The 22,640-nt window shown below is 73.8% G+C and carries 16 protein-coding genes; 7 read left to right on the forward strand and 9 right to left on the reverse strand.

From position 1 onward, the window contains the following. Window positions 1–19 precede the first annotated feature (19 nt). Window positions 20–745, forward strand: coding sequence for a hypothetical protein (locus QSK00_RS11815; RefSeq protein WP_285590805.1), 726 nt, complete (start codon window positions 20–22; stop codon window positions 743–745). Between the two features lie 18 nt (window positions 746–763). Here QSK00_RS11815 and QSK00_RS11820 read toward each other — a convergent pair whose 3' ends face one another. Then, the gene (locus QSK00_RS11820) at window positions 764–2,227 is read right to left on the reverse strand and encodes a hypothetical protein (RefSeq protein ID WP_285590807.1); all 1,464 of its coding nucleotides are present in this window, start codon (window positions 2,225–2,227) and stop codon (window positions 764–766) included. A 163-nt stretch (window positions 2,228–2,390) separates the two neighbouring features. Between QSK00_RS11820 and QSK00_RS11825 the strand changes: the two genes are divergently transcribed. Further along, window positions 2,391–4,394 carry a glycosyltransferase gene (locus tag QSK00_RS11825; RefSeq protein WP_285590809.1) on the forward strand — a complete coding sequence of 668 codons (2,004 nt, stop codon included), beginning with the start codon at window positions 2,391–2,393 and terminating at the stop codon, window positions 4,392–4,394. Here QSK00_RS11825 and QSK00_RS11830 read toward each other — a convergent pair. Continuing rightward, window positions 4,391–4,804: a hypothetical protein gene (locus QSK00_RS11830; RefSeq protein ID WP_285590811.1), complete on the reverse strand. Its 414-nt coding sequence runs from the start codon at window positions 4,802–4,804 to the stop codon at window positions 4,391–4,393. The two genes, QSK00_RS11825 and QSK00_RS11830, sit on opposite strands and share 4 nt — an antisense overlap. A 138-nt stretch (window positions 4,805–4,942) precedes the next feature. On the opposite strand from QSK00_RS11830, the gene QSK00_RS11835 reads away from it, so the two are divergent. Then, a complete protein-coding gene (locus tag QSK00_RS11835) occupies window positions 4,943–5,668 on the forward strand; it encodes a cell envelope integrity TolA family protein (protein WP_285590813.1) in 726 nt (241 codons plus the stop codon). A 295-nt stretch (window positions 5,669–5,963) separates the two neighbouring features. On the opposite strand, the gene QSK00_RS11840 is transcribed toward QSK00_RS11835, so the two are convergent. Beyond that, a complete protein-coding gene (locus QSK00_RS11840) occupies window positions 5,964–7,307 on the reverse strand; it encodes an MFS transporter (protein ID WP_285590815.1) in 1,344 nt (447 codons plus the stop codon). Between the two features lie 350 nt (window positions 7,308–7,657). On the opposite strand from QSK00_RS11840, the gene QSK00_RS11845 reads away from it, so the two are divergent. Together QSK00_RS11845 and mscL are read left to right on the forward strand one after the other, a co-directional pair. Continuing rightward, a complete protein-coding gene (locus QSK00_RS11845; protein ID WP_285590817.1) occupies window positions 7,658–7,978 on the forward strand; it encodes a hypothetical protein in 321 nt (106 codons plus the stop codon). A gap of 149 nt (window positions 7,979–8,127) precedes the next feature. Next, window positions 8,128–8,562, forward strand: a complete 435-nt coding sequence (mscL, locus tag QSK00_RS11850; protein ID WP_285590819.1) for a large conductance mechanosensitive channel protein MscL — start codon at window positions 8,128–8,130, stop codon at window positions 8,560–8,562. Between the two features lie 39 nt (window positions 8,563–8,601). On the opposite strand, the gene QSK00_RS11855 is transcribed toward mscL, so the two are convergent. Further along, complete coding sequence (locus tag QSK00_RS11855) at window positions 8,602–10,827, reverse strand: DUF8728 domain-containing protein (protein WP_285590821.1); 2,226 nt, start codon at window positions 10,825–10,827, stop codon at window positions 8,602–8,604. A gap of 430 nt (window positions 10,828–11,257) precedes the next feature. Here QSK00_RS11855 and QSK00_RS11860 point away from each other — a divergent pair, with 430 nt between their 5' ends. Continuing rightward, window positions 11,258–12,619 carry an acyltransferase family protein gene (locus QSK00_RS11860; RefSeq protein WP_285590823.1) on the forward strand — a complete coding sequence of 454 codons (1,362 nt, stop codon included), beginning with the start codon at window positions 11,258–11,260 and terminating at the stop codon, window positions 12,617–12,619. 258 nt (window positions 12,620–12,877) lie between these two features. Here QSK00_RS11860 and dprE2 read toward each other — a convergent pair whose 3' ends face one another. From dprE2 to QSK00_RS11880, 4 genes are read right to left on the reverse strand one after another with little or no spacing between them, the layout of a single operon-like run. Next, window positions 12,878–13,633 (reverse strand): decaprenylphospho-beta-D-erythro-pentofuranosid-2-ulose 2-reductase, encoded by a 756-nt coding sequence (gene dprE2 / locus QSK00_RS11865; protein ID WP_285590825.1) that lies wholly within the window; start codon window positions 13,631–13,633, stop codon window positions 12,878–12,880. A gap of 20 nt (window positions 13,634–13,653) precedes the next feature. Further along, window positions 13,654–15,024 (reverse strand): decaprenylphosphoryl-beta-D-ribose oxidase, encoded by a 1,371-nt coding sequence (gene dprE1 / locus QSK00_RS11870; RefSeq protein WP_285590827.1) that lies wholly within the window; start codon window positions 15,022–15,024, stop codon window positions 13,654–13,656. A gap of 46 nt (window positions 15,025–15,070) precedes the next feature. Beyond that, window positions 15,071–17,956 carry an arabinosyltransferase domain-containing protein gene (locus QSK00_RS11875; RefSeq protein WP_285590829.1) on the reverse strand — a complete coding sequence of 962 codons (2,886 nt, stop codon included), beginning with the start codon at window positions 17,954–17,956 and terminating at the stop codon, window positions 15,071–15,073. Next, the gene (locus QSK00_RS11880; protein ID WP_285590830.1) at window positions 17,940–21,077 is read right to left on the reverse strand and encodes an arabinosyltransferase domain-containing protein; all 3,138 of its coding nucleotides are present in this window, start codon (window positions 21,075–21,077) and stop codon (window positions 17,940–17,942) included. Before QSK00_RS11880 ends, QSK00_RS11875 begins: the two co-directional genes overlap by 17 nt. Window positions 21,078–21,142: 65 nt before the next feature. Between QSK00_RS11880 and QSK00_RS11885 the strand changes: the two genes are divergently transcribed. Next, the gene (locus QSK00_RS11885) at window positions 21,143–21,595 is read left to right on the forward strand and encodes a GtrA family protein (RefSeq protein WP_285590831.1); all 453 of its coding nucleotides are present in this window, start codon (window positions 21,143–21,145) and stop codon (window positions 21,593–21,595) included. An 85-nt stretch (window positions 21,596–21,680) separates the two neighbouring features. Here QSK00_RS11885 and QSK00_RS11890 read toward each other — a convergent pair whose 3' ends face one another. Further along, on the reverse strand, window positions 21,681–22,589 hold the full coding sequence (locus QSK00_RS11890; protein WP_285590833.1) for a type IV toxin-antitoxin system AbiEi family antitoxin: 909 nt from the start codon (window positions 22,587–22,589) through the stop codon (window positions 21,681–21,683). Between the last annotated feature and the right edge of the window lie 51 nt (window positions 22,590–22,640).

A 22,640-nucleotide genomic window follows, 5' to 3' on the forward strand; every position in this document is an offset into this window, starting at 1 on the left:
ACCAGGGCACGTGATCACCATGACCGTGTCCGGGAACCGTCCCGGCTACCTCGCCGAGACGCTCGACTCCTGGTCGGCGGTCCGCGGACTGTCGGCGTGGGACGTCCGGTTCGTCGTCGAACCGGGCCCCGAGCTCGCGCGCTGCGAGGCGGTGCTCGAGGAGTTCTCCCGACGGCGGGTCGCGCGGTCGGTCGAGGTCGAGGTCAACCCCGAGCGGCGCGGCGTGCGGGCCAACCCGCACCACGCGCTGTCGGCCGCCTTCGGGACCGGCGCCGGCTTCGTGGTGCTCGGCGAGGAGGACATCGTCGTGGCCGACGACGTCCTCGAGTGCCTGCTGGCCGTCCCGGACGAGCCCGACGTGCTCGCCGCCTGCGCCTTCTCCGACCGTCCCGCCCCGCAGCCGACCGACGTCCTGGCCGACACCGGGTTCTGCGCCTGGGTCTGGGGCACGTGGGCCTCGCGGTGGACCGGGTGTCTGCGCGACGACTGGTTCGAGGCGGCCCGGGCGCCGTGGGACGGGGCCGGCGCGGGCTGGGACTTCGGCGTCGAGCGCATCGCCGCGGCCCACGGGATGCGCTTCGTCGGGCCCCTCGCGAGCCGCAGCGACAACATCGGCCGCGACGGCGGCGTCCACGCACTGCCCGAGGAGTTCGAGGAGAGCCGGGCGGCCACCTTCGTCGCGCACCGGGACCCGGTGGCGTGGCGGACCCCGCTCGCCGTGCGAGGGGAACCCTCGCACCACTAGGCCGCTCGGAACCTCCCCTCACCGGGCCGATCGGCGGCCCGCCCACGTGTTCACCACGAGCGCGGCCAGGGCGGCCAGGGTCACGGGCGCGTTCGTGCGGCCGGTGAGGCCCACCAGCGACGTGCCCAGCGCGATCGGGGCGCCCACCGCCGACCCGGTCAGGGCGAGCAGGGCTGCCCGCCAGGACGCCGCCCGCGCCCCGGCGACGGCGAGCAGCAGGGCTCGGGCCTGGTCGGCGTCGGCGCAGCGCAGGGCGGCGCTCCACGGGACGTCGGGCCCGACCCCGATGCCGACGTCGGCCGCCGCGAGGCCCTCCGTGTCGTCGGCCGAGACCAGCACCACGCCGTGCCCGGCCGCCTGGAGACGGGCCACCGCTCCCGCGGTCGCCGCGTCGTCGACCACCACGAGCCGCCCGACCTCGGAGGCCGCGGCACCGAGACGGTCGGCCAGGGTCCGGCCGAGGACGACCACGTCGACGCGGTCGGCGCGGCGCAGGGCCTGCGGGTCGATGCTGACCACGCCGAGGTCGGACACCGCCCGGTGCGCCGCCGCGGCGTAGGCCTCCCGGCCCCAGCGGGCGGCCTTCGGGACGCCGGAGAGCAGGACGGCGGCGGCCCGCTCGGGGACCAGCGCCGCGACGGTGCCGAAGGCGGCGAGGGCGGTGGCGCCGGAGACGTCGCCGACCACGTCGACCGGACCACGGGGCAGCGCGCCGGGCCGCGACGGGGCGTCGACGGGTTCCGCGGCGTGTGCCGTGAGCGGAGCCCGGGTGTCCCAGGCCGTCCACGCCGAGGTGCGGGCAGCCGCCTCGTCGGCCCGGATCGCCCGGTAGCAGGCGTCGACGACGAGCCCGACCGGGCCGCGCCCGAGGGCCTGCAGGGATGCGCTGCCGAGGGAGAACCAGGACTCGGTGGTCGCGCCACCCGCCGTGCGCTCCGCCGCACTCCGCGAGGAGGGCACGGCGTCGACCAGGGAGAGGGTGCCGGTGAGCAGCGGCGGGACGGCCCGGGTCAGCGGGACGAGACCGAGCCAGCGCTCGACCCCGGCGAGCCCGAGCCCGGCGAGGTCCACCCCGAGGGCGAGGACCTGACGCGACCACGGCGTGACGTCGGCGGGGTGGTGGCCGCCGGTGTCGGCGGGGGCCCGGTGCAGGCCGTGCCGGCGCTCGACCTCCTCGACCACGGCGACGAGGCGGGCGAGCTCGACATCGGGGGTGTGGTCGACGACCACCCGGCCGAGGACGGCGTTCACCACGGCCCCGGAGACGCCCGGCACCGCGCGCAGCTCCTCGACGAGGTCCCGGCGCGCGCCCGCCTGCCCGGGCGTGGCGATCCCGCGCACCTCGACGTGGGTGCGGCCCGGTCGACCGCTGGTGCGCCGGGACGGCGCGAGACCCAGCGCGCGGACGACCGGGCCGACGAGATCACCGACCAGACCCGGCGTCGGGAGGGTGGAGGCGGGGCGGGCGATCTGCGTCGTCATCGGGGCCTCACGTCCTGGGGTGACGGATGTCGGGAGCTCGTGCTTCCCGTCGTCGGGAAGGGAGAAAACGGACAATCAACAGCAGAACGGCGGGTTGCTCCACCCGGCCCTGCGCGGCGGGGGCGGACGGGTGCTGTCGGGGGTGGGCGCTACCGTCGGAGCCATGACGAGCACGCAGGAGGCGCCGGTGGAGTCCACCGCCCGCGAATCGGGGTCGGGGCTGCTCCAGCGGATCATCCTGCCGCGCCCGGCCGACCCCACCACCGTCCGCGCGCTCTACCTCGACGAGGGCACGGCGACCTCGTTGCGCTCGGCCGCGCCCACCGCGGAGCGGCCCGGCACGGTCAACGACGAGCAGGACGAGTTCGTCCTGCACCTCACCACCGCCGGGGGGCGACGCGCCGAGGTGCTCTCGCGGACCTCGGTGCGGGTCCCCGAGCACACCGAGACCTCCTTCGCGGCGTACTTCAACGCCTTCCCGGCCTCGTACTGGCGGCGCTGGTCGGTGCTCGACGCGGTGCACCTGCGGCTGCGGCTGCGCGGCGCGGGCCGGGTCGACGTCTACCGGTCCACCGCGCGGGGCGTGCCGGTGCACGTCCACGGCGAGGCGATCACCGACGAGGGCTCGATCGACGTGCCCGTCTCCCTGCGTCCCTTCGAGGACGGCGGGTGGGTCTGGTTCGACCTCTCCAGCGGCGCCGAGCCCCTCGAACTGCTCGACGGCGGGTGGTTCGCCGACCGCCCCGCGCCCGGACGTGCCGCCGTGACGGTGGGGATGCCGACGTTCAACCGGCCGTCGGACTGCGTGAACACGCTGCGCGCGCTCGGCGAGGACGAGCTGGTGCGCGACGTGCTCACCGCCGTGGTCATCCCCGACCAGGGCACCTCGAAGGTCCGCGAGCAGGCCGGGTTCGACGACGCCGCCGCGCTGCTCGGGGACCGGCTGCGGATCATCGACCAGCCCAACCTCGGCGGTTCCGGCGGCTACAGCCGGATCATGTACGAGGCGCTCGAGCACACCGACGCCGAGTTCGTCCTGTTCATGGACGACGACGTCGTCCTCGAACCCGACTCGGTGCTGCGCGCCCTCGCCTTCGCCCGCTACGCCCGCACGCCGATGCTCGTCGGCGGTCAGATGCTCTCGCTGCAGGCGCGCTCGCACCTGCACGCCATGGGCGAGGTGGTCGACCGGCACACCTTCTTCTGGCAGCTCGCGCCGAACACCGAGGACGACCACGACTTCGCGGTCGACTCGCTGCGCGAGACGCTGTGGATGCACCGCCGCACCGACGTCGACTACAACGCCTGGTGGATGTGCCTGATCCCCCGGGTTGTCGCCGAGGAGATCGGCCAGCCGCTGCCGCTGTTCATCAAGTGGGACGACTGCGAGTACGGCCTGCGCGCCGGCGCGCACGGCTTCCCGACGGCGACGGTGCCCGGCGTGGCGATCTGGCACATGAGCTTCGTCGAGAAGGACGACAGCTCGGACTGGCAGGCCTACTTCCACGCCCGCAACCGCCTCGTCGTCGCCGCGCTGCACGGGCCGGACGATCCGAAGGCGCTGCTGCTCGACTCGCTCAAGCGGACCCTGCGGCACCTCTTCCTGCTCGAGTACTCGGCGATCGCGCTGCACCAGATGGCGATGCGGGACTTCCTGCTCGGTCCGAAGGTGCTCTTCGGTGCGCTGCCCACGGCGCTCGGCGAGGTCCGGGCGCTGCGGGCGCGCTACCCCGACGGGAAGGTCGTCGCCAGCGCCCGCGACCTGCCCGAGCCCCCGATCGGCGCCCTGGCCGCGCAGCTGTGGCCGGAGCCGCCGAAGGGGAAGGTCGCGCAGGTCAAGGCGCTCGCCGGAGCCCTGCGCCACCAGTTGCGGCCCACCGACCCCGGTGCCGCGGAGCGCCCGCAGCGCAACGTCCCCGCCGAGCACGGGACGTGGTTCCTGCTGTCGCGGCTCGACGGGGTCACCGTGTCCACCTCCGACGGCACCGGCGTCACGTTCCGGCAGCGCGACCGGGCGGAATTCTGGCGGCTCCTGCGCACCTCGCTGGCGATGCACCGTGAGGTCCAGCGGGCGTGGCCCGCCCTGCGGCGGCGCTACCGGGAGAACATGGGCGAGCTCGTCAGTCGGAAGGCGTGGGAGGCCCAGGTCTTCTCGCGGTTCCGCTAGGCGGCGGCGAGCTCGTCGAGGACGAGGTCGCGCAGGAGCACGTCGGCGGGGTCGAACCCGGCGGCCCGCACCCGGGCGACGTCGAGCCCCACCGACGGTCCGACCAGCGTGGCACCGGCGCCGCGCAGCGCGTCGCGGGCGTCCTCGAGCGCGTACCGGGCGCGCGTCCGCCCGCCGTAGCCGATCAGGCCGACCGGGCGTCCGGCCCACCGGGCCGTCGCCAGGTCGGCGAGCAGGGTCCGCGGGGCGGTGTGCAGGTACTCCGGGACGATCACGACGGCGGGTCGTCTCCGCCCGTCCGTCCGGAGCGGGTGCCCGTCGACGCCCTCGCGGATCCAGGCGGCGAGCTCGATCGCGAACGGTGTCCGCGGGAGGGCGGGGCGGACGACCGTCACCGTCGTGGTGGTCACGGTTCCCTCCTCGGCCTCGATGCGCGTGACGACGGCTTCACCGTCGCCGAGAGGACGGGTCCGGCTCAACCGATTTCGCTCTGGGCGTGCCCCGCCGGTCGCACGGACCCGGGCGGCCCGCGGTGACAGGATCACCGCATGGCGGAGCAGGGGACCGAGGAGCAGACGTCGTCCGACCAGCAGTCCTCCGAGGAGGCGAGCGGCCGACACCGTGCCACCGACGAGGGGGCGGCCGATCAGTCGGAGTCGGCCGACGGGGCGACCGGGAAGGACGCGCCGGAGGAGGCGAAGACGGAGAAGTCCGCTGCGCCGGAGGAGGCGGAGGCCGAGAAGTCCGCGCCGGCGGAGTCGAAGACGGAGAAGTCCGCTGCGCCGGAGGAGGCGAAGACGGAGAAGTCCGCGCCGGCGGAGTCGAAGACGGAGAAGTCTGCGCCGGCGGAGGCGAAGACGGAGAAGTCCGCTGCGCCGGAGGAGGCGAAGACGGAGCAGCATCGGCGGGGGGCGGCTGACACCTCGTGGGCCGAGCCCGAGACCCCGCAGCGCCGCCACGTCGACGTCGGCGAGATCGCGTGGCGGGCGGGCAACGTGATCGCCACGCTCGTGCGGACCCTGGCGATCCTCTTCGCCCTCGTGCTGATCGCGAACCTGGTGCTCGTGCTGGTCGGGGTGAACCCCGCGAACGGGGTCGCGCAGTTCATCGGGGGCCTCGCGGGTCGGGTGATCCTCGGGTTCCGGGACCTCTTCGTGCCCGCCGACCCGACGATCGCCCTGATCGTCAACTCGCTCGTCGCCGCCGCGTTCTGGGTGTTCGTCGGCGAGCTGTTGTCCCGCCTGATCCGTTTCCTCGCCGCCCGGGTGAAGTAGACGCCGCGCGAGGATCACGTGAGGCAGGTTCCGGGCCCCTCGGGCCTGCCTGGTGTGCGTCTCGCGGCGGGGCGAGGCGCTGCTCCGTTCGCGAGGGGTACGTGGGGCAGGTCCCGGGCCTATCGGGCCTGCCTGACGTACGTCTCGCGGCGGGACGAGGCGCTGCTCCGTTCGCGAGAGGTACGTGGGGCAGGTTCTGCCGCGGCCAGTCTTGCCTGGTGTGCCCCTCGCGGCCGAGACAGGGTCGAGGCCGGCCCGACCGGCGCCGACCCGGCGTCGGGAAGGCGCAGCGCGATCAGCTCCCCGCCGCCGCGCTCCCGGCGCCGACGGAGCCCGGGACGCCCCGGACCGGGATGAGGGCGAACAGGCCCAGGAGCAGCACGATGCCGATGCCGAGGATGCCCCAGCGCTGCTCGCCGAACAGGGTGATGAACAGCCCGAACAGGGCCGGCGCGAGGAAGCTGACGGCCCGGCCCGTCGTGGCGTACAGGCCGAAGATCTCGCCCTCGCGCCCCGGCGGGACGAGGCGCGCGAGGTAGCTGCGGGAGCACGCCTGGGCGGGGCCGACGAACAGGCAGAGGAAGAGCCCGCCGATCCAGAACGCCGTCTTGCCCGACGCCGGGAGGAGCGCGGCCGCGACGACGACCAGCGCCGCGAGGGACACGAGGATGACCGGCTTGGGGCCGATCCGGTCGTCCAGGCGGCCGCCGACGACCGCACCGATCGCCGAGACGACGTTGGCGACGATCGCGAACACGATGACCTCCGACGAGCTGAGCCCGAAGGTGCCGGCCGCGAGCACGCCGCCGAAGGTGAACACGGCGGTGAGGCCGTCCCGGTAGATCGCCGAGGCCACGAGGAAGCCGAGCAGGTGGGGGTCGGTGCGGTAGAGCCGGATCAGGCGCTGCACGAGCAACCTGTAGGAGCCGATCCAGCTCACCGACGCGGCCTCGGCGTCCCCGGGCGGGGCGGGGAACGGGAAGCGCATGAACAGCACCGGGATCGCGAAGAGGGCGAACCACACGGCGGCGAGCAGGGCGATGACCCGGTAGGCGAGGTCGTCGGCGCCGAAGCTGATCACCCCGACCGGCGGGATGAAGAGGACCAGGCAGAGGACCAGCAGGACGATCCCACCGAGGTAGCCCGCCGACCAACCGACCCCCGAGACCCAGCCGGTGCGCCCGGGCGGGGCCAGCCGGTAGATCATCGCGTTGTACTCGACCTGCGCGAGCTCGTAGGCGAACGTCCCGACGCCGAGCAGGATCAGCCCGAGCAGCAGGTACTCCGGCGCACCCTGCACCAGGAACATCAGCGCGCTGGCCACGACGATCACCGCGGTCAGCACCCCGAGGCGGCGCTGTCGGCCCTGCTCGGCGCCCGACGCGTCGCTGCGCTGGCCGTAGACCGGGGCGGTGAGGGCGACGAGCACGCCCGCGATGGCGATCGTGGTCGCGAGGGCGGCGGACCCGCTGGCCTCGTCGGCCGCCACGCCGCTGGTGAGGTAGACGGTGAAGACGAAGGTCGTGATGACGGCGTTGAACGCGGCCGAACCCCAGTCCCAGGCCGCCCAGCGGACGAGCGCGCCGGTGGTGCGCGGGGAGGGAGCGGGGGAGAGCGGCGTGGCCGACCCGGTGGACACGTCCGCGGACGCTAGTGCACCGCGCCCCCCGCATCCCTCTTCCCGACGACACGCGACACGCGCCCTGCCGTCCGGCGCGTCCGGTCTGCCGCCCGGCGCAGTCGGGAACGCGTGCGGAAAAGGTGTCGGAAGCAGGGTGTGATGACGCCGTGTGTCTCGGCGGGTGACGGGCGTCCGTGCGCGCACCGGGAGTCGACCGTGTGGGCCTGCGGTCACGGGATCGGGGGACGAGCCGGGGTTCCCGGACGGGTGGCCGCCCCCTGCGACCCCGGTTCCAACACGTTTCGCACACGCCTGATTACGTTCCGGTCACGCGATCGACCCCGGTCGCCGACGTAGATCGAGAGGACATGACCGTGGGAGTTATCCGCAAGGCCGTGCTGGCGACGTCGCTGATCGGCGCCGGCCTCGCGAGCACGACGGGCGCCGCGTTCGCGCACGAGAGCGACTGGGACGGGGCCACCGTGCAGAAGGGCCTCATCAACTCCAGCGACTTCGCGCCCAACACCCCGATCAACGTCTGCAACAACGACGTCCCGGTCAACGTCCTGGGTGTCCAGGTGCCGGTCCAGGACAACGCCGGGTCGATCCCGCTGCTGTCGGAGGCCAAGAAGGGCAACTCGGCGACCAACGCCAAGTCCTGCTCGAACCCGATCCACGCGATCAACTAAAGACCTCGGTCGCGCCGACGCCGGCGCGCCGAAGAGCGACGCGCCCGTCCCGCCGGCCCCCCCACCGGCGTGGCGGGCGCGTCGTTCTGTGTGCCATGGTTACGCTCGGTGCACATCTGTGGCAGATCAGTGATACGGAGGACCCTCGGATGCTGAAGGGGTTCAAGGACTTCCTGCTCCGCGGCAACGTCGTCGACCTCGCGGTCGCGGTGGTGATCGGAGCCGCGTTCACCGCGGTCGTCACCGCCTTCACCAGCGCGTTCCTCAAGCCGCTCATCCAGCTGGCCACCGGCGGCGGCGGGCAGCTGGCCGGGACCTTCACCGTCAACGGCGTCGTGTTCGACTACGCGTCGTTCATCAACGCGGTGATCACCTTCGTCATCACGGCCGCCGTCATCTACTTCCTCGTCGTCCTGCCGCTCAAGATCGTCGCGGAGCGTCGCAAGCGGGGCGAGGAGGCCGGACCGGCCGAGCCCACCGACGTCGAGCTGCTCACCGAGATCCGGGACCTGCTGCGCGAGCAGGGACGCCCTCGTCGGGACGACGGCGGGACGGCCGGGCGCATTCCGCACCAGGACCGGTGAGCGACCGCGTTCCGATCGATACGAACGGGCCGAACGGGGCTACTGCACACCCCAGTACGAGAACGACCGGTAGTCCGGGTAGGGCGCCAGGAACGGCTGCCGGGGACCCAACGACACGGTGAGCTCCGGCGCGGTCACCGCCGACGCCGGGATCGTGAACGTCGACTGCGCCCACGCGTGCTCGGACCCCGCCGGCAGGCCCGGGACCTCGGTCGCGAACGCCCAGTCGCCCACGCCACGCCCGTCGGCGGCCACGGCCACCACGCCCGCCCCGGTGTTGCGGTCCTTCACCGGCTCGCGGGCGTCGACCCGGGCGACGAGGGTGACCGGGCGCCCGGGTGTCAGGCCGCGCAGCGTGAAGTGCTCGCCGCCCACCACGTGCCGCCCGCTGTCGACGACCACCCGGCCCGCGACGTCCTGGTTGCGCACGTCGGTCTGGTCGGCCACCCCGACGAGCGCCCGGTCGACGCCGTACCCGTGCGCGGCCTCGTCGGTGAGGTCGCCGACGTTGACCCGGTCCACGATCCGGCCGGTCACGGGGAAGTCGGGGAGGTCGCCGCTGCCGACGTGTGACCAGTCCGCGCGCCACACGCTGATCACCGGGCAGCCGCCCGCGGTCTGGCAGATGCCGCCGAAGGGGCCGCCGTCGCGTTGCGGGCTCTTCAGGTCGAAGGAGGTGAGGGGCTCGTCGCCGAGGATGCGGGCCCGCCCGAGCTCACCGACGGGGACGAGCTGCGTGTCGTCGAAGATGGAGAAGTAGGAGGGTCGCTGCGCGGGCGGCAGGTGCGCCAGCTGCTCGTACATCGCGCCCGACCCCTCGAGCGCCGGCCGGGCGAAGCCGGGGGTGGTCAGCCCGACGAGGTCGACCACGCGACGGTCGGAGAACCACGCGACCGCGCCCACGTCGTTCACCGCCACCACGGCGTCTGGGGGCGTGTTGCCCCGGATCCACTGCGCCACCGACACCGCCGACTCGCGGATGCCGGCCGCCTGCTCGCCCTGGCGCAGCGCCCACGTCGGCGCCGAGACGAGGGCGAAGGCGCCGAGCACCGCGACCAGACCCGTCGTCAGGACCCGGCCGCTGCGCGCGTCGGAGGCCGCGTGACCGATCGCCCGGATGCCGAGCACCGCCAGCAGCACGACGATCGGCAGGAACGGCTGCAGGTAGCGCCCGTCGTGCCACAGCGCGGTCTGCAACGTCGCGACCGCCAGGAGCACCCCGGCGAGCCCGAGCGCGAGTACCGCGGCCAGGACCCGGCGTCGCGACGCCACCGCGGCGAGCCCGATCGCGGCGAGGACCGCGACGCCGGGCCCGGCCACCTCCGTCGTCGTGAGCCCGCCGATCAGCTCCAGCGCGGTCCGCGCGGTGCTGACGACGCGGTCGGCGACCTCCAGCGGCGACCCGAGCGGTCGGCTCAACCAGGACTTCGCCACGACGCCGGAGTTCTCCGCCGCGCCCGTCACCAGGCGGTAGAGCCCGAACTGCGCGAGCGCCGCCAGCAGCGGCAGCGCCAGCAGCAGCGCCTTCCCGACGCCGGGTCGGTGCCGGGACCGCACGAGGGTCACCACCGCGCCCGCGAGCACGGCGACGACCAGAACGAGACCCTCGGGCCGCGTGATCGCGAGGGGCACCGCGACGAGCGGGGTCGCCACGAAGGCCCCGGACCGCTGTTCACGGACGAACGCGAGCAGCAGGCCCGCCGCGAGGACCGCGACGAGCGCGACCTCCATCCCGCTCGTGACGCCCCAGAGCAGCGGCCCGCACAGGGCGGTGAGCGCGGCGGCGACCGTGCCGGTGCGTCGCGAGCCGAGCTCCCGGCCGAGCAGGGCGACCAGGACCACCGTCGCGACGAAGCAGAGCACCCCGAACGCGACCGCCGCGTAGAGCAGCAGCCCGGTCGGGACCACGACGGAGGCCGCGCCGAGCAGCAGGACGTAGAGCAGGCTGCTCGCGCCCGTCGTCCGGGGAGCGCCCGCCTGGTAGCGCAGGAACTCGCCGAGCCCGATCTGACGGGCGTACTGCAGGTGGATGTAGACGTCGTCGAGGGGCGGGACGAAGCGGCCCTGGTTGTGCGCGGCGTCGACCGCGATCACGGCGAGGGCGCTCAGGAGGGCGAGCGCCCCGACGGCCACGAGCGCGCGGTCACCGAGCAGGCGCCTCCAGTGGGGCTGCACCTGTTCCCCGTGTGGGTGATCCACCGCGTCCGCCGGGCGCGTCGGGTCCGGCGCGAGCTCGGGATCGGAGATCGTCGGGCCCCTGGTCACGACAGCTGTTCCTCCTCGTCACACGCCTCCGACGCGGCAACCCCGCCACGGTAGGGGGCCCGCCGACACCGCCGGCGAGCGGGGCGCGGGGCACACGGTGCGTGACCAGGCGCGATCGTCGTCGGGCCGGGACGCGACCCCTCCACCGGGGAGGGGTCGGGGACCGCTCGGTCGGGTCGGATCGGCGGTTCCGGCCGCCGTTCCCGTCACCGTGCGTGCCGCCGTCACCCGCCCTGCGGACTGCGACCGGACGGCGGTCGCTCGATCCACTGAATGGCGTATCAGGATTCGGACGAGTCGTGCCGTTCCTCAGGTCGAGCACCGCGGTCGACCTGATCGGGGAGCTCGTCGGGGAAGCACGGGGTCGGGAGGCAGCACGATGGGAACGCTGACGTCACTCACGTCGCGGACGACCCGTGCGGACGGGTCGGTGGCGGAGCCGGCCCGGGTCTCCACGCTGCGCACGACGCCGCTCGTGGCGGTGCCCCTGTCCTCCGGGGAGGCCCTCGCGGCGTCCCCGGTGGGTTTCCGGACGCCGGGTGCGGGGAGCGGGACCGTCCTCCCGCTCCCCCGGACCCGGGGGACCTCGCCGACCCCCGCCGTCGCGCCGCCGGCCGAACGCCGGACCGGCACCGACCCGGCGTCGGGAAGCAGGCCGGCGGACATCGCGCAGCTCACGGGGCTGCGCTTCGTCGCCGCGGTGTGGGTGCTACTGCTGCACGCCTCGTACATCCCGGGTGACGTGTTCGCACGGTGGACCGCCCCGATCGCGCCGCTGGTCGCGGCCGGGCCGCTCGGGGTGGACCTGTTCTTCGTGCTCTCGGGGCTGGTGCTGACCCGCTCCTATCTCGCGCGGATGGGGTCCAGGCCGTCGGTCGGTGGGACGGCCCGGTTCCTGCGCGCGCGGATCGCGCGGGTGTGGCCGCTGTACGCGGTGGTCACGGTCGCGTTCGGCGCCTGGTGCGCGGCGCGGCTCGTGTTCGGCTCGGACGGCATCGTCGCCTGGCAGAACCCGCAGCCCTCGCTCGGCCCGCTCGGCTGGATCCGGCAGCTGACGATGACCCAGATGTGGACCTCGTCCGGCATCGAGGGCGTCTCGTTCGTGCTCCCGGCGTGGTCGGTGAGCGCCGAGTGGCTCGCCTACCTGTGCTTCCCGCTGCTGGTCCTCGCGGCGTGGCGGATCCGGTCGTGGCCGCTGCCGGTGCTCGCGGTCCTCGCGGTGCTGGCGGCCTCGCCGGTCGCGGTCGTCCCGGTGGTGACGGCGGGTGCGGGCGAGTCGGGCGCGTGGGTGTGGCTGCTGCGCATCGGCGGCGGGTTCACGTCCGGGATGCTGACGTGGCTGGTGGTGGAGCGGTTGCCGCGGACCCCCCGCGTGGAGCAGTGGGCCGGGCGGCTCGTGCTCCTCGTGCTGGCCGAGACCGTGCTCGTGGCCTACTGGGCGGCGTCCGCCCCCGCGTCGGCGGCGATCCCGGCGGCCGACCGGCTCTGGCTCGCCGTCCCGCTCTTCCCGGTGCTGCTCGGCGCGCTCTGCGTGGCCCGGGGCCGGCTCGTGGACTGGCTGGCCTCACCCCGCCTGCAGCACGGCGGCCGCATCTCCTACGCGATCTACCTGGTGCACTTCCCGCTGATCGAGATCACGGTCGTCGCGATGACCCGGTTCCCGGCGCTGGCGCCCAACTCCTCGCTCGCGGCCCTGGTCGTCCCGCACGTGCTCGTCGCGTCGGTGCTGGTGGCCCACCTCGCCTACCGGTGGATCGAGGAGCCGGCCCGTCGTCGGCTCATGCGTTCCTGACGGCTCGTGTCAGGTCCGCGTCCGTGATGTCAGCGGTGGCACACGGCTGACACCGAACGTCAGGATTGGACCACGCTCGTCCGGCTGAGCAGCACGATCCTGTTCCGCGGAGCGACGTGCTCGCTCAGCGATTGCCTCGCTCCGCACGTCAGGATCTTGACGGCTTCGCGCCGACCCACGCCGTCGCGAGAGGCACACCAGGCAGGGGCCGGAGCTGCGGAACCTGCCTGGTGTGCTTCTCGCGGCCGGGTGTCGTCCCTAGACCGGCAGGCGACGGAAGATCGGCCGCGGGATGTGCCGGAGCACGCTCATGACGTACCGGAACTGCGCCGGCGCCCAGACCAGCTCGCGGCCCTTCGTGACGGCGTCGACGGTGATCCGGGCGACCTCCTCCGGCGTCGTCGCGAGCGGCGCGGAGTCCATGCCGGCGGTCATCTTCGTCTTCACGAACCCGGGGCGGACGATCGTCACGCCGATCCCGTCGCCGCGCAGCGCCTCGGTGAGCCCCGTGTAGAAGGCGTCCATGCCGGCCTTGGTGGAGCCGTAGACGAAGTTCGAGCGGCGGGCGCGCTCCCCGGCGACCGAGGACAGCGCGACGATCCGCCCGTGCCCCTGGCGTCGGAACTCGGCGGCCAGCGCGACCCCGACCGACACGGTCGCCACGTAGTTGACCTCGGCGAGCTCGACGGCGACGTCGATGTCCTGCCAGGCCTTCTCCTGGTCGCCCAGCAGCCCGAACGCGACCACGGCGACGTCGATGTCGCCGCCCGCGAACGCCTTGCGGACGGCCTCGGTGTGCACCGCGGCGTCCTTGGCGTCGAACTCGACGGTCTCCACGTGGCCACCGGCCCGCTCGAGGCGGGCGGCGGCGTCGGCGAGGCGCGGCGACTGCCGGCCGGCCAGCACCACCCGGACCGGCCCGTCGGCGAGGTAGCGCTCGGCGATGGCGAGCCCGATCTCGGAGGTGCCCCCGAGCAGGAGCAGGGAGGACGGGTGCCCGACGGCGTCGATCATGGGTCTCCAGTCGGATGGGATCAGCTGGTCAGGGCGAGCCGGCGCGACATGTCCGAGGCGAACACGCCGTCCGGGTCGGCGGCGTCGCGCACCTTGCGCCACTCGTCGAGCCGCGGGTACATCGCGGCGAACGTGGCGGCGTCGGTGCGGGAGTCCTTGGCGGTGTAGAGCCGGCCGCCCATCGCGAGGACCCGGCGGTCGAGGTCGCGGCAGAACCGGCCGAGCCCGTCGACGATCGGGAAGTCCACGCAGATGTTCCAGCCGGGCATGGGGAACGACAGCGGCGCCCGGTTCCCCTCGCCGAACTTCTTGAAGACGTTGAGGAACGAGACGTGCCCCGACGCGGCGATGTCGGCGATGATCGACCGGAACTCGGCCTCGGCGGCCAGCGGGACGATGAACTGGTACTGCAGGAAGCCCTTCGAGCCGTAGGCCCGGTTCCAGTCCCCGAACAGGTCCAGCGGGTGGTAGAAGGCCGTGAGGTTCTGGATCTGGCCCCGCTTGTTCTTCGTCTTCCGGTAGTACAGCTCGCCGATCAGCGAGAACGTCGCCTTGTTGGCGAGGCCGTTCGGGAAGACGTCGGGCAGCGTCGCGAGCTGCGGCGCGTCGAACTTGAGCGGGTCGCGCCGGAGCTTCTCGGGCAGCTCGTCGAGGCGCGCCAGCGAGCCGCGGCCCAGCGCCGCCCGGCCGAGCTTCGGCCCGGTGGAGATGGAGTCGAACCAGGCCGAGGAGTAGTCGTAGGCCTCGTCGGACCCGTCGGAGAACCGCTCGATCGTCTCGTCGAGGTTCGCGGTCCGCTCGGTGTCGGCGACGAAGTAGGCGGTCTCGGTCTTCGTCATCCGGACCGTCGCGCGCAGGATGATGCCGGTCAGCCCGATGCCGCCGACGGTCGCCCAGAACAGGTCCGACTCCGGGCCCTCGGGCTCGAGACGACGGATGTCGCCGGTGCCGGTCAGCAGGTCCATCGACACGACGTGGTTGCCGAAGCTGCCGTGCGAGTGGTGGTTCTTGCCGTGGATGTCGCTCGCGATCGCGCCGCCGATCGTCACCTGGCGCGTGCCGGGCAGCACCGGGACCCACAGCCCGAAGGGCAGCGCGACCTTCATCAGCGTGTCCAGCGAGACGCCGGCGTCGACGTCGACCAGCCCGCTCTCGGCGTCGATCGCGTGCACGCGGTGCCGGGCGGTCATGTCGACGACGAGGCCGCCCGCGTTGACCGCCGGGTCGCCGTAGGAGCGGCCGAGTCCGCGCGCGATGACGCCACGTGGACCCGCCGTCGTGACCGCCTCGGCGAGCTGGGTGTCGGAGGTGACCTCGTCGCCGGAGAGCACGGTCGCCCGGCTCGGGGCGGTGCGGGCCCATCCGACCAGGGTCTTCACGGTGCGAGCCATCGGTATCGAGGCTAGCGCGCGGGGTGGTGCGCCCTGTCCGGAGGTGCTAGCTCTCGCCGATCGAGAGCGGACCTGGCGTCGAGAACCCGCTGTGGGTGACGTCGCGGGAGGTGACCGCGGGCGCGACCAGGGGCACCGTCGGGACCCAGCGTTCGAGGCTCGCGATGTCGGTGAGCGGGAGGCCGGGCAGGTAGACCGCGTAGCGGACCTGCCGGACCAGGGCCCGCGCGGTCAGCCACGGCCCGCCCTGGGAGGCGGTGTAGCTGATGTAGCCCGACTGGGCCTCGCTGCGCGCGTCGGTGGACACCCGCCAGCCGGGGAGGGCGGCGACGCCATCACGGAGGGTCGGGAACGGGGTGCAGGGGAAGAGGAACGCCCCCGGCCAGTCGACGGCGGCGGGCGTGCCGGGCGGCAGCACCTCGTTCCAGGGCACGAGGCGGGCGATGCGCGGTGACGAGAAGCCCTGGTCGGCCGGGGTGTCGCGGCTGCTGACCAGCCGGACGGCCTCGTGGTCGGCCGACAGCGCGGGGTCGAGGCGCAGGTCGCGGGAGCGCGGCGCGTCGACCGACGCGGACTCCGCGTACTGCGTCGCGCCCTCGTCGAGGGGGACGCGGGTGACCTGCCCGTCGGCGTCGCGGAACTCCGCCACGACGTCCCCGGCCGCGACGGGCCCGGTCAGGGTGACGACGACGGGTCCGGGTTCCCCGCCGGGCAGGCGGTACCAGCCGGTGGTGACGTCGGGTCCGCGCCAGCCGGGGAGGTCGGCGCCGGCCATGGTCGGCCCGTCGGGGGGCACCGTCGGGAGGGCGCCGGGACTCTCGGCGGGGAGCAGGCCGGCGAGGGGGTCGCGCTCCACGCGCAGCCGGTCGGCGATGCCGCACGAGCGGCCCGTCAACGACGCGATCGAGTCCGACGCCAGCGTGTAGGAGTCGCGCCGTTGGTAGGCAGTGCGGGCGAACGAGAGCACCTCGATCGCGACGACCAGGACGACGACGCCGATCGCGAGTCCGGGCCCCCAACTCGTGGCAGGAAAGCGTCGTTGCTGTCGTCCAGTGACAGGTTCGCCGCTTCGTCGCAGCGCCAGGACCGCCAGGACGACCGCCACGACCGCGCCGAGCACCAGCACCGCGTCGGCGAACCGGACCCCACCGAGCTGCGGCGACAGCGTCGACCACGTGATCGCGTAGCTCGAGATCCAGTGCCACTGGTTGTAGCCCGCGAGCGTCAGGCCGGACACGCCCGCGGCCACCGCGACGCCGACCGACGCGCGCCGGAGCCGGCGACCCCCGTCGTCGGGAAGGGAGTGCCGCCAGGCGTCGAGGGCGAGCAGCGTCGTGGCCGTGCCGAGGACGGCGAACGCGCCGAAGTGGTGGGTCCACTTCGTGGGGGTGAAGGCGAGGGAGACGAGCGAGAGCAGCGTGACCACGACGACGCGGCGACTCGTCCCGACGAGGCGGTCGCGGGCGCCGAAGGCCAGGGCGGCGAACGCGAGGACCAGCAGCAGCACCGGGGCGCGCCGCCCGAGGTTGCCCTCCGCGTCGCCGACCGTGAGCAGCGAGGTGTAGCGGACGTACTCGTCGGTCCAGGGCCGGTCGCCGCCGACGAGGGTGCGGATGCCGACGGAGTCGAGCACGGACGCCCAGGTCTGGTCGACGTAGACCAGCACCAGCGTCAGGCCGAGGGCCGCGATCCCGACGACGAGCGTGGTCGGCGTCAGCAGCCGCAGGAGCGCAGCCGCGCCGACGAGCAGCGGGACGAAGGCCATCAGACCGGTCGGGGTGACGGCGAGGGTGAACCCGGCGATCGCGAGCGCACCGACGAGCGCGAGGGGGCTCGACCGCTCGATCGCCCGCTCCACCAGCACGAACACGAGTGCCGACCCGACGAGCACCCACGGCTCGGGGCGGACGCCGAGGTCGTAGGGCAGCCACCAGGCGAGGTACACGATGCCGGCGAGCAGCGGCATCGACGGGGCCGTCAGGCGCGGCAGCACGGACCGGCTGAGCAGGAACCATCCGACGATGCCCAGCGCCGTCGCGGGCAGGCGCAGCCAGAAGGGCGCGGGGTCGACTCCGGCGATCAGCGCCAGCACGTCGTAGAACCAGCCGAACGGCGTCTCCGGGGAGTTCAGCCAGCGGAAGACGGTGCCGACCTGCCCGTTCTGCCCGAGCGAGCGGACGATCCCGGCGATGTACCCGTCGTCGACCGTGAGCGGACCGATCACCTGCCAGAGCAGCAGGCCGCCGACGACGCCGAGGTCGGCGAGGCGCGACGGTGTGGCTTTCCTGCCACTGGACGACAGCAACGACGCTTTCCTGCCACGGGGGCCGCTGAGCCACAGCGCCCCCAGCGCCACGAGGAACGCCAGCACCGCCACGATCCCGAGTGCGATCTTCCATCCGCTCGCGGTCGTCTGGAACCGGGTGTCGCCGACGGCGGAGAAGCTCAGCCCGGCCGAGCTCGCCGCGCCGGTGAAGGCACCGGCCACGGCGGGCCGGACGTCCCCATCGGCCCGGGCGACCTCACGGCCGTCCACGGCCAGCGTCGTCGCCGCGATCGTCGAGTCCACCTGCAGCGCGCCCGGGGCCACGGGGTCGAAGGTCCGCCCGCCGGAGGTGACGTCGAGGCGCCCGTCGTCGTCGACCCGCACCGTCAGCCCCTGGATCGGCTCGGCGAGCGGGTCGGTGACGAGCGGCGCGGTGGAGAACAGGACCGTGCCCGGTGTCGCACGCGCGGCGGAGGCGGACACGGTCACGACGAGCGACTGCGGCTGGTAGGGCAGCATCGGGATCGCCGCACCGGTCGGCGCCGCGGAGGTCGGCCACGCGTACGTGACGACCGGCTGGGTCACCGGCGCGAAGGGGAACGCCAGCGCCGCGAGCACCGAGACGATGCCCGCGACGAGGGCGACCCACCTACCCGAGGTACTCACGCCCCGAGTAGGCCTCCGTCGCGAGCGTGGGGAAGCGGGTGAGCCCGCCGCGGGTGACGGAGCCGACGGTGAGGTCGTAGCCGTCGGTCGGGTGGTCGTAGACGATCCGGTCGACGTTGCCCCACTGCAGCGTGGGCGGGCCGCCCGCCGTCACCGTCGAGTAGATGCGCACGGTCGCCCAGGTCCGCTCGGACTGCACCATCGTCCCGCCCCACGACTCGTAGGTCGGGTTGGTGAGGATGAAGTCCGGGGTGTTCTCGGCGGCCTGCAGCCGGACGACGGGCGTCGGGGCGATCCCGTGCTGCACGGCCACCTGGTTCACGCAGGGCCACAGCACGGCGGAGAGCTGGTCGGCGAAGACGGGCGGGCCGCTGCCGGGCCCGTTGCCGTAGGAGTCGGGACCCACCAGCGACTGCACCGGCTGCATCGCGGCCAGGTGCGGCGGCGCGACGGCGAGCGCGGTGTCGGGCCCGGCGACCCGGTCCTCGGCGATCAGGCGCACGGCGGTCGGCCGGTCGCCCGGCAACAGGACGGGGACCTCCTGCCACTGCCGTGCGGTCAGGCCGGGTGCGGGGTTGACCGTGACGGCGGTCGTGCGCGTCGGCGCCGCGGCCGGCCCGTAGCCGAACTCGAGGACGATGCGCTGGGAGTTCGGGTCGTTGCCCGCGACCGGCACGACGACGTGCGTCGCGGTCGACTGCGCGGGCACCGGGTACCAGCCCGTCGTCAGGGTCCCGAGGCCGGTGCCCTGCTGCGGGAGGTTGGGGTCGGTGGTCACCGCGTCGTGCCACAGCTCCGGGCCGGACCCGCCGGGTGCCGACCCGGGCGGCGGCACCGGGGCCTCGTCGGGACCGCCGTTGCCCGGCTGCGTCAGCGCGAAGTCCCCGGTCGCGACGGCGGGGGTGACCGGTCCGCCGAGGTCGGCGGGGGTCCGCTCCATGACCTCGACCGAGTTCGACAGCTGGCACGGCCGCCCGGCCAGTGCCTGCAGCTGCGAGCCCGCGACCGACCAGCCCGGCGCCTGGATCACCGGCGCGTAGACCATCACCGCGACCATCAGCAGCGCGGTCATGACGACGGACGGCACGAGCACGGCCCGGTCCGGCGTGATCCCGAAGGTGGGCTTCCGGTTGCGCCGTCGCCACGCTACGAACAGCGCCGCCAGCACCGCGAGCCCGATCCACCAGAAGAACTGCCGCAGGAAGAACGGGCCGATGTGAGGGGCGAGGCCCTCCAGGTCGAGCATCGACATGTCCGGGTCGAGGTGCTTGCCGAACGGCTGGCCGCGGTCGGAGTACGGCTTCCAGACGTTCGGACCCGCGAACCCGAGGACGGTCGCGCCCGTGAGCAGCGCGACGCCCGCCCCCGTGACCAGCGCGCCCGGGCGCCGCGGCAGCGGGGTCTGCAGCATCGCGAGCGTCAGCAGCAGCGTGCCCGGCGCGGCGATCGCGCCGAAGTGGTTGACCCACTTCGTCGGGCCGAGCGCGAGCAGGAACAGCGCGACCGCCGTCGTCACCGCGGTGGAGAGCGTGTAGGCGTGGATCGGACCGTCCGCGCGGCCCCGTCGTCCGGAACCGATCGACACGATCACGAGCAGGACCAGCGTGAGCAGCACCGGCAGCCGGCGGCCCCAGGTCCCGGTCTCGATGAGCGTCCGGTAGTGCGCCCACTCCTCGTACCAGGGGAACGTCACGTAGTACCAGGAGTGCACCCCGGTGGCCTCGAGGACGTCGCCGAGGGTGGCGTCGCCGAACCCGACCGGGATGGCGACGGTGCCCGCCGCGATCACCGCGCCCACGACGCCGAGCCGCGTGCGCCAGCTCGTCGTCCGCAGCCACCGGAAGAGCCACGGGAGGGTCACGACGACGGGTGCGGCGGAGACCAGGCCGGACGGCGAGATGGTCACCGACAGGGCCGCCAGCGCCGTCGCGGGGATCAGCGCGCCGACCGCGTCCCGACGGCGGGCGATCTCGGCCAGGAGGAGCACCGCCGCGAAGACCGGGACGATGAACACCTCGGGCCGCAGCGCCATGCCGTAGGGCAGGAACCATGCCAGGTGCGCCCCGAGCAGCGTCCACGGGACCCACCGGCGGCGCTCGATGCGGCCGAGGGCGGTGGACAGCACCCCGCGCAGCAGGAACCACGTGAGCAGGCCCAGCAGCAGCGGCAGGACCCGCATCCAGAGCAGACCCCACCCGGGCATGCCGAGCCAGTTCCCGACCGACCCCCACATCGACATCAGGTACTGGCTGCCGACGAACGGGTTCTCCGTGGCGTCGAACATGTAGATCTGGTTGCCGACGAACCCGGTGGCCCCGGCGTTGCGGGCCATCAGCAGGTACCAGGAGTCGTCGTTCTGCAGCGGGCTGAGGATCACCCAGGCCGCGCTGATCACGCCCACGGCGACGTCGGCGCCGTGGAACCTGGGCCGGACGAATCCGCGGTCGCCCCGGCCCCACCAGCGCCGCGCGGCGAGCACGAGCGTGGCCGCGAGCGCGAGGACGTGCAGGATCAGGAGCGTCAGCTTGAGCCCCGACGGGACGCTGGAGTAGCGGTCGTCGGGGTGGATCGTGGCCGCCAGGCCGGGCGTGCCCGGGGCGTCGGTGGCGAGCTCGGCGACCTGCGGGGCCTGCCCCGGCGCGGCGTAGAGCTGCTGCCCGTCGCGGGTGAGCGTCGTCGTCGTGCCGTCGTTCGTGAAGCGGTACACGCAGGGCGTGAGCGGCAGGACCTCGTCGACGAGGGTGGCCCCGTCGCTGGTCACCGTGACGCGGCCGCCGGAGTTCGACACGGTGAGCCCGCGCCCCGGCGTCCCGGCGCTGGTCGGCTGGGTGCGCAGGGCGTCGCCGCCGCCGCGCAGGGCCTGGCACGGGACGTCGGCGGTCATCGCGAGCGGTCGGTAGGGGACCAGCGGCACGCTCGTCGACGCCGCGGGCTCCCCCGCCTTCGGCCACGAGACGACCGGGTCGTCCGCGGTGACCGGCGCGAAGGGGATCGCGACCCCCAGCAGCACGGTGACGGCCGCAAGTGCGGCGAGGAACCAGCCCGAGCGCACCGTCGAGCGCGGCGTGGTCCGGGGCGGAGCCTCCGTGGCGCGCACGGGGGTGTCCTCGACGACGGCCATGGGTGGGAACGGTATCGACGGTGCGGTGACGGACCGGTGGGGGAGGGTCCCTACCATCGGAGGGCGTGAGCGTCGAGGAGAATGTGGGTCCCGCGGAGGCTGCGGTCGCCCCCGTCGCACTGGGCCTGAAGGCGCAGCTGCTCCGCTTCGTGCTGATCGGTGGCGTCGCGGCCTGCGTCGACCTCGGCATCTACCAGCTGCTCCTCGCCCTCGGGGTGTGGGCGCCGCTGGCCAAGGGCGTGTCCTTCATCCTCGGCACGACGACCGCCTACCTGCTCAACCGGCGCTTCACCTTCGCCGCGTCCGCCGGCGGCGGGGCGAAGTTCGTGGGCTTCCTCGTGCTGTACGGGTCGACGTTCGCGGTGAACGTGGGCGTCGCGTCCCTGGTCCTGCACCTCGCCGACGCCCCGACGGTGAACCCGCCGCTGTTCGCCTCCGTGCTGTCCTGGTTCGTCGCCCAGGCCTGCGCCACCACGATCAACTTCGTGGTCATGAAGTGGGTGCTGTTCCGGAGCTGACCGCCTCCGCAAGATCTGATCGTGCGGAGCGAAGTGCTCGCTGAGCGACCGCTTCGCTCCGCACGTCCGGATCTTGCGCCGGGGGTCAGCGCGCGGCGAGCACCCGCCGGAGGCTCGCCAGGAGGATCTCGGGCCTGCCGGTGATCTCGTGCCAGTTCGTGCGGATCACGATCCATCCGGCGGCGGCGAGGGCGTTCTGCCGGGCGGCGTCGCGCAGGAACGCCTTGATGCCGCGGTGGTAGGCCCACCCGTCGATCTCGACGAGCACCTTGAGCTCGGGGAACGCGACGTCCAGCACGGCGCGGCCGTACCCGGGCAGGTCCACCGGCAGGTTCGCCACCCAGCCCACGATCGCCGCAGCCCGCAGCCCGGCGTGGGTGCGCCGCTCCGCCTCGGAGACCGCTCCGCCCTCGGCGAGTGCGAGCAACGTCATGAGGAGCTCGGTGCCGGGTCGGCCGGACCGTCGGGTGCTCGCGGCCCGCAGCGCGGCGACGGTGACCTTCCGCTGCTGCAGTGCGGTGTCGAACAGCTGCGCGCCCTCGACGAGCCCGAGGGTCACCGCGGCGTCGAGCACCGTGGCGACCGGGGTGGTGACCGGCAGCCGACGATGCGTGGTGCGGTCGGCGGCGGGGACGTCGCGGAACGCCAGGTCGACCTCTTTCCGCCCCCGACGCCGTGAGGTGCGCCCGACGGCGACTTGGGCGCGGCGTGGCCGTCGGTCCCGCAGACCCCACCACCAGGCCGCTCCCTCGCCGACCAGCACGGCGTCCGGCCCGAGCGACATCACCGCGGCCCGGACGAGCGCGCGGTCGGTGGGTTGGTGCGAGGCGACCTGATAGACCCGCGGGCCGAGGCGGAACCACTGCTTCGCCGCGACGCGCCGGCGGACTGCCTCGCGGCTCATACCGCGGGCGAGGGCCTGGTCGAGGTGGATCACGCCGTCCTGGTTGCTGATGAGGACGGCCAGTTCGAGTTCCTGTTCACGGGTGCTCACACCAGCTTGGAGTGCGGTGGAGCCGATCCGGTTCCACCAGAATCACGACAA

Origin of the sequence: Actinomycetospora sp. NBRC 106378, from assembly GCF_030269685.1 — a bacterium.
GTDB lineage: Bacteria > Actinomycetota > Actinomycetes > Mycobacteriales > Pseudonocardiaceae > Actinomycetospora.